Origin of the sequence: Pseudomonas putida, assembly GCF_025905425.1 — a bacterium.
GTDB classification, from domain to species: domain Bacteria; phylum Pseudomonadota; class Gammaproteobacteria; order Pseudomonadales; family Pseudomonadaceae; genus Aquipseudomonas; species Aquipseudomonas putida_AF.
This window is the reverse complement of the sequence record NZ_CP109603.1, coordinates 3,899,447-3,911,531: the sequence shown is the minus strand read 5'-3', so window position 1 is coordinate 3,911,531 and position 12,085 is coordinate 3,899,447. Positions and strand designations below refer to the sequence as shown.

12 protein-coding genes are annotated in these 12,085 nt (G+C 63.0%); 4 read left to right on the top strand and 8 right to left on the bottom strand.

Going from position 1 to position 12,085, the window contains the following annotated elements; genetic code table 11:
* Positions 1 to 41 precede the first annotated feature (41 nt).
* Positions 42 to 755, top strand: coding sequence for a UTRA domain-containing protein (locus OGV19_RS17410; RefSeq protein WP_264309888.1), 714 nt, complete (start codon positions 42 to 44; stop codon positions 753 to 755).
* A gap of 79 nt (positions 756 to 834) precedes the next feature.
* Here OGV19_RS17410 and OGV19_RS17405 read toward each other — a convergent pair whose 3' ends face one another.
* The 7 genes from OGV19_RS17405 to minC form a co-directional block, all read right to left on the bottom strand.
* Positions 835 to 2,988 carry a mechanosensitive ion channel family protein gene (locus OGV19_RS17405; RefSeq protein ID WP_264309887.1) on the bottom strand — a complete coding sequence of 718 codons (2,154 nt, stop codon included), beginning with the start codon at positions 2,986 to 2,988 and terminating at the stop codon, positions 835 to 837.
* A 44-nt stretch (positions 2,989 to 3,032) separates the two neighbouring features.
* Positions 3,033 to 3,200 (bottom strand): hypothetical protein, encoded by a 168-nt coding sequence (locus OGV19_RS17400; protein ID WP_011532728.1) that lies wholly within the window; start codon positions 3,198 to 3,200, stop codon positions 3,033 to 3,035.
* 209 nt (positions 3,201 to 3,409) lie between these two features.
* Positions 3,410 to 4,699: a M18 family aminopeptidase gene (locus tag OGV19_RS17395; RefSeq protein WP_264309886.1), complete on the bottom strand. Its 1,290-nt coding sequence runs from the start codon at positions 4,697 to 4,699 to the stop codon at positions 3,410 to 3,412.
* A 151-nt stretch (positions 4,700 to 4,850) separates the two neighbouring features.
* On the bottom strand, positions 4,851 to 5,486 hold the full coding sequence (locus OGV19_RS17390; protein WP_264309885.1) for an RluA family pseudouridine synthase: 636 nt from the start codon (positions 5,484 to 5,486) through the stop codon (positions 4,851 to 4,853).
* 157 nt (positions 5,487 to 5,643) lie between these two features.
* Positions 5,644 to 5,898, bottom strand: a complete 255-nt coding sequence (minE, locus tag OGV19_RS17385; protein WP_003252572.1) for a cell division topological specificity factor MinE — start codon at positions 5,896 to 5,898, stop codon at positions 5,644 to 5,646.
* Positions 5,899 to 5,901: 3 nt separating this feature from the next.
* Positions 5,902 to 6,714 carry a septum site-determining protein MinD gene (minD, locus tag OGV19_RS17380; RefSeq protein ID WP_264309884.1) on the bottom strand — a complete coding sequence of 271 codons (813 nt, stop codon included), beginning with the start codon at positions 6,712 to 6,714 and terminating at the stop codon, positions 5,902 to 5,904.
* Positions 6,715 to 6,814: 100 nt separating this feature from the next.
* The gene (gene minC / locus OGV19_RS17375) at positions 6,815 to 7,567 is read right to left on the bottom strand and encodes a septum site-determining protein MinC (protein WP_264309883.1); all 753 of its coding nucleotides are present in this window, start codon (positions 7,565 to 7,567) and stop codon (positions 6,815 to 6,817) included.
* Positions 7,568 to 7,678: 111 nt separating this feature from the next.
* On the opposite strand from minC, the gene OGV19_RS17370 reads away from it, so the two are divergent.
* From OGV19_RS17370 to OGV19_RS17360, 3 genes are all read left to right on the top strand, one after another.
* Positions 7,679 to 8,614, top strand: coding sequence for a lipid A biosynthesis lauroyl acyltransferase (locus OGV19_RS17370; protein ID WP_264309882.1), 936 nt, complete (start codon positions 7,679 to 7,681; stop codon positions 8,612 to 8,614).
* Between the two features lie 150 nt (positions 8,615 to 8,764).
* Positions 8,765 to 9,913, top strand: coding sequence for a patatin-like phospholipase family protein (locus tag OGV19_RS17365; protein WP_264309881.1), 1,149 nt, complete (start codon positions 8,765 to 8,767; stop codon positions 9,911 to 9,913).
* A gap of 249 nt (positions 9,914 to 10,162) precedes the next feature.
* A complete protein-coding gene (locus tag OGV19_RS17360; protein ID WP_264309880.1) occupies positions 10,163 to 11,098 on the top strand; it encodes an IS110 family transposase in 936 nt (311 codons plus the stop codon).
* 174 nt (positions 11,099 to 11,272) lie between these two features.
* Here OGV19_RS17360 and OGV19_RS17355 read toward each other — a convergent pair whose 3' ends face one another.
* Positions 11,273 to 12,016, bottom strand: a complete 744-nt coding sequence (locus OGV19_RS17355; RefSeq protein ID WP_413470141.1) for an MlaA family lipoprotein — start codon at positions 12,014 to 12,016, stop codon at positions 11,273 to 11,275.
* Positions 12,017 to 12,085 lie beyond the last annotated feature (69 nt).

Here is a 12,085-nt window from a genome sequence, read left to right as displayed (position 1 = left end):
CCCCGTCATGGGGCTGGACTAGTCCAGATAGGTAACCTTTGATGCAACCGATGCCACCGCGTGCGGTAACAGCCATCTGCCACGCCCTGCAGGAGCAGATCGAACACGGCCTGCTGGCGCCGGGTGGCAAGCTGCCGGCCGAACGCAAGCTCAGCGAGGTGTTCGACACCACGCGCATCACCCTGCGCGAGGCCCTGGCACAGTTGGAGGCCCAGGGTCTGATCTATCGGGAGGAGCGCCGTGGCTGGTTCGTCGCGCCCGAGCGGCTGACCTATGACCTGATCGAGCGTAGCCACTTTCATGCCATGGTGCGTGACCAGGGGCGGGTACCGAGTACCGAGTTGTTGTCGGCGCGGCTGCAGCCTGCGTCGGCGGTTGTCTGTGCGCGGTTGCAAATGCCGGCGTTGTCCAGTGTGGTGCGGATCTGCCGGTTGCGGCGGATTGACGGGCGGGCCGTGCTGTATGCCGAGCACTACCTCAACCCACGGTATTTTCCCGGCATTCTCGAACAGGACCTGGCGCAGTCGCTGACCGAGATCTATGGCCGGGTCTATGGCATTGGCTATGGACAGGTGTGCTTCGAGATCCTACCGACTGCCTTGCCGATCGAGGCAGCAGCTGCTTTGAAGGTTTCGGTCGGCAGCCCAGGGCTGCACATCACCCGGGTAAACAGTGACCAGCAGGGGCATCTGATCGACTGTGACCTGGAGTATTGGCGGCACGATGCGATCCGCATTCGCGCCCAGGCCGGGTAATGGGGTGGCGTCTTCGCGGGCAAGCCCGCTCCCACAGGATCACCACAGCTGTGGGAGCGGGCTTGCCCGCGAAGAGGCCCTAACTGGAGGAACCGGTTTCGCTCATACCGCCACCGCCCGCCGTCACCACCTGCACCGACAGCCGCGGCGTCGCCAGGTCCAGCCCCGCTTCATCCAGCTGGCGCTTCAACGCCAGGTTGAACGCCCGCGACACTTCCCACTGCTTGATCGGCGCGGTCTTGAACCGCGCCCGCAGGATCGCTGAGCCCGACTCGAAGCTCTCTACCCCCTGCAGTTCCAGCGGCGACCAGATATTGCGGCGCATCAACGGGTCGTTACGCAGTTTCTGCCCCACCTCGCGGATCAATGTGATGGCCTGGTCGATGTTCATGCTGTGCGGGATCGCCACGCGGAAAATCGCGTAACCGAACTCGCGCGAGTAGTTTTTGATGCTCTTGATCTCGCTGAACGGGATGGTATGCACGATGCCGTCGATGTCGCGCAGGCGCACGGTGCGGATGGTCAGCCCTTCGACCGTCCCCAGGTGCCCGCCGACATCCACGTAATCGTCGATGGCCAGCGAATCCTCTATGATGATGAACAACCCGGTGATCAGATCGGCCACCAGGGACTGCGCGCCAAAACCGATGGCCAGGCCAATCACACCGGCACCGGCCAGCAGCGGGGTGACGTTCATGCCCATGTTGGCCAGGGCGACGATCACCGCGATGATGAAAATGGCCACGAACATCACGTTGCGGATCAGCGGCATCATGGTTTGCGCACGGGCGTTGGCCAGGCCCCGTCGCGAACGCACCAATGCATGGTGCACGGCCGTGTCGGCCAGGATCCACACCAGCCAGGCGGCGATCAGCGTGCCGGCCAGGCCCAGCAGGCGCAGGCTCACTTCATGGCCCTCACCCTCGGCGAAGGTGATCATCGACAGGCCCCACACGCGCAGCCCCAGCTCGATGAACAGCAGCCAGATGAGCAGGTGCACCAGGGCGTAGGCGAAGTTGCGCAGGCGTTCGGTGTACACCGCCTGGCGCTTGTTGGCGCGCTTGGGGTTGGCGGCGTGGCGGCGTACCAGGCCGTTGAGCACCATGCACACCACCACCAGCACCGTGCACATCAGCGATTGGCGCAGGGCGGTACTGGTGTCGCCAGCCGAGACGAAGGTGGCGAACAACGAAATGCCCACCAGGATCAATGCGGGCGCGAACCAGAAGCTGCCGAGAATCTCGATGGTGTCGCTCAGGGTGCGCCGGGTCAGGCGCCGGTCCAACGGCTGGTTGCGGATCAGGTGGGCGATCGGGCGGCGGAAACGCAGGATGAACAGCCCGGTGCAGATCGCCGCGATGACGTTGGCCAGGGTGGCCAGGGCATGTGCCAGGTGGGTGCCGAGGGCGACGGTCAGGCGCGGGTCGCTCATGGCCTCGCCGAAGGCGGCGAAGCTGCCGATCAGCCACAGGGGGCGGAAGGCCTGGTGCCGCAGGATGTGCAGGGCGCGGTGGCGGTGGGGGCCGTCGAGCAGCGAGAAGGCGATCACGCAGATGGCCGAGAAGCAGGTGCCGACCACCAGCGCGTACGCCAGCACCATGGCCATCGATTTGCCCAGCGAAGAGGGCAGGGCAAAGCTCAAGTACACGGTGAACACCAGGGCCACCAGCCAGGGCCCGAGTTTGCGCAGGGCAAAACGCACCAGGTCCCAGGTACGGGGGTGCTGGGGCAGTTCCTCGGTGAGGCCGAAGCGCACCCGTACCCGGTGGCCGATCCAGTTGAAGGCATACGCCAGCAGGCTCCAGACGGCGATGATCGCGGCAAAGCCGAACAGGATCGCCGGCCACTGGTGCACGGGTACCATCAGTTCGGTCAGTTCCGCCTGGGCCTGGTCGATCTCCATTGCCCAGCGGTGGAACGGGCTGGCATCGCCGCTGAACTGCTGCTCCAGATCATGCAGCGCACCCCCGATCAGGCCCAGCACGCCCTGTTCGACGGTGGGTTGCGATTGCTGGGTGGCATCACGCAGTTTTTTCAGGTCGGCCAGCAGCTTTGCGCGCTGCTGGTCGTTTTCCAGGTTCTTGATCACTTCGTCCAGTGACTTGCCCAGCGGCTCGGTGGCTTGGGGCTGGGCAGGCGTACTGGAGCCGAGCAGGCTCGGTAGGCCTGCGGCCTGAACCGGGGCGATGAATAAAAGCAGCAGCAGGGACAGGCAACGCAGGAGGGCAGGCACCGGGAAATCTACCTCAGGTCAAACGATTGACCGAGTGTAGAGGTTTATGTGGGCAGTTTCTCCAGGATCTTCCAGCAGGTGAGGCCGAAGATGCCCAGCGTGCCGATCCACATCATCAGCACGCCGATATTGCGCTCGCGCAGGCTGAAACCGATGGTCAGCAGCATCAGAAACAGAAACACCGGCACGAACAGGGACAGAAAGGGGGACATGAACAGCAATCCTTTTGCAGTGGGGCCATGTAACAAGCATAGCGGGTAGCAGACGAAGCGGGATTGATCCCGGACAGCTGTGGTGTCAGCGCTGGCCGCTTCGCGGGGCAAGCCCGCTCCCACAGGGAACTTCCGCCAGATTCAGAACAGCGAGGTTCTTGTGGGAGCGGGCTTGCCCCGCGAAGAGGCCGGTGCTTACAACTGCAATCTCAAGGCAATTCGCGGCTGCGGTAGAACGCCGTCAGCACCTTCACCAGGTGCGCCAGGTCATGGCTGCCGCACAACTCGCGGATCGAGTGCATGGCAAAGGTCGGCAAGCCGATATCGACCGTGCGCACGCCCAGGTGGCTGGCGGTGATCGGGCCGATGGTCGAGCCGCAACCCATGTCGCTGCGCACCACAAAGCTTTGCACCGGGACTTCCTCGGCCATGCACAGGTGACGGAAGAACCCGGCGGTTTCGCTATTGGTGGCGTAGCGCTGGTTGTTGTTGACCTTGATCACCGGCCCTGCGTTGAGTTTGGGCCCGTGGTTGCCGTCGTGCTTGTCGGCGTAGTTGGGGTGCACACCGTGGGCGTTGTCGGCCGAGACCATCAGCGAGCGCTGGATAGTGCGTACGTAGCTGTCACCCTCGGGCAGCAGGCGCTGCAGGGTCTGTTCGAGCATCGGGCCGTCGGCGCCACAGGCCGAGCACGAGCCGACCTCTTCGTGGTCGTTGCACACCAGCACACAGGTCTCGTCGCTGTCGGCAGCCAGCAGCGCCTGCAGGCCGGCGTAGCACGACAACAGGTTGTCCAGGCGGGCACCGGCGATGAAGTCGCGGTTGAGGCCGATCAGCGCGGCATCCTGGGTGTCGTAGAAACTCAGTTCGTAGTCCAGCACCACGTCGGCGTTGAGCTCGTGCTCACGCGCCAGCTGCTCGGTGAGCAGGGCGCGGAAGTCGATACGCTCGTCGCCTGCGACCTGGGCCAGGATGGGCGGCAGTTCGTTCTGCGGGTTGATCTGCCAGCCTTCGTTGGCGGTGCGGTTGAGGTGAATCGCCAGGTTGGGGATGACCGCGATGGGCAACTTGAAGTCGATCAGCTGGCTCTCGACCTTGCCGTCCCGGCGGAAGGTGACGCGGCCGGCCAACGACAGGTCGCGGTCGAACCAGGGCGCCAGCAGCGCACCACCGTAAACCTCGACGCCCAACTGCAGGAAGCCTTGGCGCTGCAGTTCGGGTTGCGGCTTGACCCGCAGGCACGGGCTGTCGGTGTGGGCGCCGACCATGCGGATACCGCCAAGCAGAGGCGATTGCCTGCCCAGTTTGATGGCGATGATCGAGGAGTCGTTGCGGGTGACGTAATAGCGACCACCCGGCACCGTGGCCCAGCTGTCGCGTTCGTCCAGGCGCTGGTAGCCGGCCGCCTCAAGGCGCTGGGCCAGGCTGGCGGTGGCGTGGAAGGGCGTAGGGGAGGCCTTGAGGAAATCGATCAGGCCAGTGTTCAGTGCTTCGCGCATAACTCACTCCAGACAGCAGTGGCGCGAGTTTAACGCAGATAGATCACAAATTGTGTCGACCTCTTCGCGGGCAAGCCCGCTCCCACAGAGACCTCGCAAACCCTGTGGGAGCGGGCTTGCCCGCGAAGAGGCCGCAACTGCCACCCATCAATCAGAACGGTGCCGGGCACTCGAACTTCAACCGCTCCCCGCTGACCGGGTGAGTAAAGCTCAGCATCGCGGCATGCAGGCACAACCGCTCATGCGCCGCCAAGGCCTCAGGGTTGGCATACAACCGGTCGCCCAGCAGCGGGTGCCCGATCGACAGCATGTGCACACGCAACTGGTGCGAACGCCCGGTAATCGGCGTCAGCTCGACCCGGCAGTAGTCGCCGCAGCGTTCCAGGACGCGCCAGAAGGTCAGGGCATGCTTGCCCTGCTCGTGGTCCACCACATGCCGTGGCTTGGTCGGCGGGTCGTAGCGCAAGGGCAGGTCGATGCTGCCGCTGTCCAACGTCGGCTGGCCCCAGCACAGGGCGGTATAGGCCTTCTCGGTCTCGCGGTCGTGAAACTGGCGCGACAGCTCGCGGTGGCTGTCGGCATCGCGGGCCAGCAGGATGATGCCGGAGGTTTCCCAGTCCAGGCGGTGCACGATCAGCGCATCGGGGTAGCCGTTTTCCTGCAGGCGGGTGATCAGGCAGTCCTTGTTGTCGTCGGCACGGCCGGGCACGGACAGCAGCAGGGTCGGCTTGTTGACCACCAGGATGGCGGCGTCTTCGTGAAGGATCTGGACGTTTGACAGCGGCATTGCGTGGTCTCGGTTAAATCGGGGGAAACCATTGGGGCCGCCTTGCGGCCCTTCGCGGGCAAGCCCGCTCTCACAGGATCAACACAATACCTGTGGGAGCGGGCTTGCCCGCGAAGGGCTGCAAAGCAGCCCCAATGATCCAAGCCAGAACGCTGAATCAGCGATCAGGCAAGGTGATGTTCAGCTCCAGAATCGAGCAGCTACCCTGGTTTTCCAGCTCGATGTGCACATCATCGTTGCCGATGTTCACATACTTGCGGATCACTTCGAGCAGTTCTTTCTGCAGTGCCGGCAGATAGTCCGGTTCGCTGCGTTGGCCGCGCTCATGCGCCACGATGATCTGTAGACGCTCTTTCGCCACCGACGCGCTGGTCTGTTTCTGTCTGCCACGAAAGAAGTCAAAAAGGTTCATGGTTTACTTGCCTCCAAACAGGCGCGCGAAGAATCCTTGCTTCGGCACTTCAATGAACCGCAGGGGCTTGTCTTTGCCCAGCAGACGGTCGACGGTGTCGCTATAGGCCTGGCCGGCATCGCTCTGGTCGTCGAGGATGACCGGGATGCCCTGGTTGGACGCCTTGAGCACTGCCTGGGACTCGGGGATCACGCCCTTGAGCTTGATCGCGAGGATGTCGGTGACGTCGTCGATGCTCAGCATCTCGCCTTTCTCGACGCGTTCAGGGTGGTAACGGGTGATCAGCAGGTGTTCCTTGATCGGCTCCTCGCCTTTCTCGGAACGGCGCGACTTGCTCGACAGAATGCCCAGCATGCGGTCCGAGTCACGTACCGAGGAAACTTCAGGGTTGGTCACGACGATGGCTTCGTCGGCGAAATACATCGCCAGGTGCGCGCCTTTCTCGATACCGGCCGGGGAGTCGCAGATGACGTACTCGAAGTCATTCTTGAGTTCCATCAGCACTTTTTCGACGCCTTCCAGGGTCAGTGCGTCTTTGTCACGGGTCTGGCTGGCGGCCAAAACGTACAGATTCTCGAGGCGCTTGTCCTTGATCAGGGCTTGCTGCAGGTTGGCTTCGCCATTGACCACGTTGACGAAGTCATACACCACGCGGCGCTCGCAGCCCATGATCAGGTCGAGGTTACGCAGGCCGACGTCGAAGTCGACGATGACTGTCTTGTGGCCGCGCAGTGCGAGGCCGGTGCCGATGGCGGCGCTGGTGGTGGTCTTGCCCACACCCCCCTTGCCGGAAGTAACGACGAGAATCTTGGCCAAGGTGTTTCACCCCTAAATAAGTCGGGACAGATGTCCCAGCAATATGCAAAAAAACGGCAACAGGTAAAAAAGTTGCTCTAAAAATGACGGCAAGTATCCGTTAAAGACGGGTGATGTTCAACACGTCACCAGACAAGCTGACTTGCACGCCGGAGCCCCACAGCGGGTCGCGGCGCAGGTCTTCGCAGACCTTGTACTGGCCAGCGATCGAGACCATTTCGGCAGTCATTTGCTGGCAGAAAATGCGCGCTTTGGTGTTGCCTTTGATGCCCGCCAGGGCGCGGCCACGCATGGCGCCGTACACATGGATGTTGCCATCGGCCAGAAGTTCCGCCCCCGGGCTGACCGAAGCGGTCACCACCAGGTCGCCACCCTGAGCATAGATCTGTTGGCCACCACGCACGGGCGCTGTGATGATGCGGGTCGGGCGGATTTCAGGCTCAAGTGCGGGCGCCGGGGCTGGCTCGGGCTTTTTCACCTCGGGTTCCGGCTCCAGCGGGCGCTCGCGGGCGCCAGACGGCGGCAGTACCGGCAGGTCGATGGCGATCGCCGCCGCGATGTCTTCGATGCGGTTGGCGCGGATTGCCAGGGTACGCAGGCCGTGATGGCGGCAGATACGCATCAGGCCGGGCAGGTCGATCGCGCCTTCACTGGCCGGCAGTTTGTCCAGCGCCAGCACCAGCGGCGTGTTGCTGAAGAAGTTGGGTGCCTGGGCGACTTTGGCCGCCAATTGGCGGTCGAGGGCTTCAAGGTCATTGCGCGCCAGTTCCAGCACTGTGATGGCGAGCATGCTGCCCTTGAGCTGGAACACGGAGGCGGTGTCGGGGGTCTGGTTTGGGCTCATGGTCTGCATAGACGGCTTGTTGCGAGAAAAGTGCCCTGACTTATAACGAGAACACCCGTTGCCCGCAACATGCGCTGATCCGTTGTAGAATGCGCGGCCTTTGTCTTTCCGGAAGCTTCAATGGAACGCCCGCGTTTTCGTCCCTATTTCCTCCACCCACGATTCTGGGGCCTGTGGCTGGGCCTGGGCCTGTTGTGGCTGGTGGTCCAGCTGCCGTACCGGGCCCTGTTGTGGCTCGGCACCGTCCTGGGCGCGCTGATGTACCGGGTGGCCGGTGAGCGTCGACGCATTGCCGCACGCAACCTGGAACTGTGCTTCCCGGAACTGTCTGTCGACGAACGGCAGCGTTTGTTGAAGGCCAACTTCGCCTCCACCGGTATCGCCTTCTTCGAAATGGCCATGAGCTGGTGGTGGCCCAAGGCCAGGCTTGCGCGCCTGGCCCATATCGAGGGCCTTGAGCACCTGCAGGCCGCCCAGCAGGCGGGGCAGGGCGCGATTCTGATGGCCGTGCACTTCACCACCCTGGAAATCGGCGCCGCGTTGCTGGGCCAGCAACACACCATCGATGGCATGTACCGCGAGCACGGCAACCCGCTGTTCGACTTCATCCAGCGCAGCGGCCGTGAGCGGCATAACCTCGACTCGCTGGCGGTGGAACGCGAAGACGTGCGCGGCATGCTCAAGTTGCTGCGTTCCGGCCGGGCGATCTGGTATGCGCCCGACCAGGATTACGGCGCCAAGCAGAGCCTGTTCGTACCGCTGTTCGGCATCCCGGCGGCGACCGTGACGGCCACCACCAAGTTTGCCCGCCTGGGCAAGGCGCAGGTCATCCCCTTCACGCAGAAGCGCCTGGAGGATGGCAGCGGCTATCGTTTGGTGATCCATCCGCCGCTGGCGGACTTCCCTGGGGAAAGCGAAGAGGCGGATTGCCTGCGCATCAACCAGTGGATCGAAGGCGTGTTGCGTGAGTGCCCCGAGCAGTACCTGTGGGCGCACCGGCGCTTCAAGTCACGGCCCGAGGGGGCGCCTAGGCTGTATGACAAGAAGAAGCGCTGATATTTGTGTGTTGTTAGTACTGGCCTCTTCGCGGGGCAAGCCCGCTCCCACAGGATTTCCACTGGTTTCTGGCATTTTAGAGATCCTGTGGGCGCGGGCTTGCCCCGCGAAGAGGGCGGGCCTGACAGCCGATAACCCAGGGAGCAATACATGGCACCCGCCCCAGTAACTGGCCTGATTCTCTCTGGCGGCGGCGCCCGTGCCGCCTATCAGGTCGGCGTATTGGCCGGCATTGCCGAGTTGCTGCCACCCGGCGCACCCAACCCCTTTCCGGTCATTGTCGGCACGTCGGCCGGCGCCATCAATGCGGTCACCCTCGCCAGCGGCGCTACCCGCTTCACTGAAACCGTGCGCAACCTCACTGCGTTCTGGCAGAACTTTCGCAGCCACCTGGTGCTGCGCAGCGACTGGCCGGGGGTGATACGCCAGGCCAGCCGCTTCGTCAGCCATAGCCTGCTGGGCCTGGGTGGCCACGCGCCAGTGGCGCTGCTCGACAGCAGCCCCTTGCGCGGCCTGCTGCAGGCGCACCTGGACCTGGATGGCATCGGCCACGCCCTGGCCACCGAACAACTGCGCGCCGTCGCGGTGACTGCATTCGGCTACGAGTCCGGGCAGGCTGTGACCTTCTACCAGGGCCGCGGCACCATTGAAGCCTGGTTGCGCCACCGCCGTATCGGCGTACCCACGCCGTTGACCATCGATCACCTGCTGGCCAGTGCGGCGATCCCGCTGTTGTTCGCGCCGGTCAGGCTGGGTGATGAATACTACGGTGATGGCGCGGTTCGCCAGTCGGCACCGATCAGCCCGGCGTTGCACTTGGGGGCCAGCCGGGTGCTGGTGGTCGGGGTCAGCGGCAACCCGCAGCGGCCATCGCCACCTTTGCCAACCCAGCGTGTGTTCAGTGGGCAGCAGCCGAGCCTGGCGCAGATCGGTGGGCACATGCTCAACAGCACCTTTATCGACAGCCTGGAGGATGACATCGAGCTGCTCCAGCGCCTCAATCACCTGAGCCATTTGCTGCCTGCCCACCTCGATGCACGGCGCTTGGGGCTGGCGCCGGTGGACGTCCTGGTGGTGGCGCCCAGCCAGCCGCTGGACGAAATCGCGGCACGCCACCGGCGTGAATTGCCGGCGGCGTTGCGGTTGTTCTTGCGCGGGCCGGGGGCGACGCGGACCAGTGGGGCGGGGGTGTTGAGCTATCTGCTGTTCGAGGCGAGTTATTGCAGTGAGCTGATCGAGCTGGGGCGGCGCGATGCTCTGGTCAAGCGGCGGGAGCTGGAGCAGTTTCTGGGGATTTGAGCCCACCTGTGCTGGCCTCTTCGCGGGCAAGCCCGCTTGTGTCTTGGAGAGGGAATAGAATCTGAAGTGAGAGCGGTGAATGGCAAGCTGATAGCCCGAGGTGCCCAGAGCACGTGTGGGAGCAAAAGCTGCCATTCACCGTTCCACTTTGGCGAGAGCCCGAACAGTTGGATGAGGGGCGTAATCTCGAATCACAAGCGTGGGCCAAGCCAAAGCGCTCTCACTCCTTGAGTTTAAGAGGGTTTGGCCATGTCTTCCTCTGTCGGCATCGATGTTTCCAGTGCCACACTTGCTGTTCACATCCGTCCTGAGGGGGTGAACTTCAGTGTTTCCAATGACTTGAAGGGATTCCAACTGCTCGTCGAAAAGCTTGGCGAGTATGCAATTTCAATGGTCTTGCTCGAAGCTACCGGTGGCTACGAGTGCAATGTCCTCAAAGCGCTGCAGGATGCCGATTTTCCGGTTTGCCGGATCAATCCCAGTCGTGCCCGGGACTTTGCCAAGTCGATGGGTAAACGCGCCAAGACCGATCCCATTGACGCAGCTGTTTTGGCTCACCTGGCTGAAGTTATGCCCCCACGGCCTTGCCAGGTGATGACACCCGAGCGGGCTTTGCTGCGCGAACTGCTTATGCAGCGGGATCGCTTCGTCCAACAGCGCGACGATGACAAGCGGCGCCTGAAGCAGGCGCGGGCTCCCAGTGTTTGTTTGCGGTTGGAACAACACATCGCCTATCTGAAGGGTGAAATTCGAGCGCTGGAACAAGAGATCGCACAGCAGGCAGCAGCTTTGCCTGATGATCGGGTTAAACAGCTCACTCAAGTCAAAGGAATTGGTCTGATTACTGCCGGAAAGCTGATGGCCTTGCTGCCAGAGCTGGGCCAGGTGGATAAGAAGGAAATTGCCGCCTTGGTCGGTGTTGCGCCGTTCAACCAGGACAGCGGCAAGCAGTCGGGCAAGCGTTCAATCTGGGGGGGACGCTCACAAGTCAGGCGGGCGCTCTATATGGCCTGCTGGGTGGTGATACGGCACAACAAGGACTTCTGCGAGCGCTACAAAGCACTGCGAGCCCAGGGGAAGTGCGCGAAAGTATCGGTGGTGGCGTGTATGCGAGTATTGATAGTGAGGCTAAATGCGATGCTCAAGACCGGAACGCCCTGGAAGGAGCAAATAGCTCATTCGTAGGAGCAAGCCTTGCTGGCGATGCCCGGCACAGCCGGGCCTGGGGCGCTACGCGCCCCATCGCCGGCAAGGCCAGCTTCCACAAGAAGACAGTTGCTCCCACAAGTCCCCCACTGCCCTCAGACCCAATGATATCCCTGTGGGAGCGGGCTTGCCCGCGAAGAGGCCGGCAGCTATTTACTCAGCAATCTGCAGCTTACGCGCCTGGGTATACACATACCGCACCTTCTCATACTCGAACGGCGAGTTGAGCTGGCCATAGCGGAAGTTGGTGGTGTAGCGCTTGTCCACTACCCGCAGGGCAAAGATTTCCGGGTGGTCGGTACTGGCTTCGGCGACATTCAGGAAGTTGACCGCTTGCTCGCCCGCATAATCCACCACCAGCCCGGTGGTATCGCGCAGGTTCGATGGCCCCAGCACCGGCAGCATCAGGAATGGCCCGTCTGGCACGCCGTAAAAGCCCAGGGTCTGGCCGAAGTCTTCGCTCTGCCGGGGCAGGCCCATCTTGGTGGCTGGGTCCCACAGCCCACCTACGCCGATCAGGGTGTTGAACATCAACCGCGCGGTGATTTCTGCCGAGCGCTTGGCCTTGAGTTGCAACACACTGTTGAACAGGTTTGGCACATCACCCAGGTTGTTGAAGAAGTTGCTCACCCCGGTTCGCACGAAACGCGGTGTTACATATTGATAGCCGCTCACCACCGGCAGCAGCACCCATTGGTCGAGGCGGTAGTTGAAGTGGTAGATGCGCCGGTTGATCGATTCCAGTGGGTCGTAGACGTTCAGCGCCTCCAGGGTGGAACGTTCGAATTCGCGTTGGTCCAGGCCTGGGTTGAATTTCAGCGCACGCAGCGGGTCGAGGAAGCCATCGGACTCCGGTGCCAGCGGCGCGGCGGTGACCTGCGGGTCGGCCTCGATCACGCTGGCCCGCGGTGCGGTCTCTGCGGCCAGGGCGTTGCCAGCGACGAGCAGGGCAGTGGCGAAGAGGAG

Bases quoted from the DNA above. Each gene is read 5' to 3' on its own strand.
- OGV19_RS17395 (WP_264309886.1), bottom strand. From the start codon at position 4,699: ATGCGCGAAGCACTGAACACTGGCCTGATCGATTTCCTCAAGGCCTCC.
- OGV19_RS17360 (WP_264309880.1), top strand. From the start codon at position 10,163: ATGTCTTCCTCTGTCGGCATCGATGTTTCCAGTGCCACACTTGCTGTT.
- OGV19_RS17390 (WP_264309885.1), bottom strand. From the start codon at position 5,486: ATGCCGCTGTCAAACGTCCAGATCCTTCACGAAGACGCCGCCATCCTG.
- minC (WP_264309883.1), bottom strand. From the start codon at position 7,567: ATGCAGACCATGAGCCCAAACCAGACCCCCGACACCGCCTCCGTGTTC.
- minE (WP_003252572.1), bottom strand. From the start codon at position 5,898: ATGAACCTTTTTGACTTCTTTCGTGGCAGACAGAAACAGACCAGCGCG.
- OGV19_RS17365 (WP_264309881.1), top strand. From the start codon at position 8,765: ATGGCACCCGCCCCAGTAACTGGCCTGATTCTCTCTGGCGGCGGCGCC.
- OGV19_RS17370 (WP_264309882.1), top strand. From the start codon at position 7,679: ATGGAACGCCCGCGTTTTCGTCCCTATTTCCTCCACCCACGATTCTGG.
- OGV19_RS17410 (WP_264309888.1), top strand. From the start codon at position 42: ATGCAACCGATGCCACCGCGTGCGGTAACAGCCATCTGCCACGCCCTG.
- OGV19_RS17400 (WP_011532728.1), bottom strand. From the start codon at position 3,200: ATGTCCCCCTTTCTGTCCCTGTTCGTGCCGGTGTTTCTGTTTCTGATG.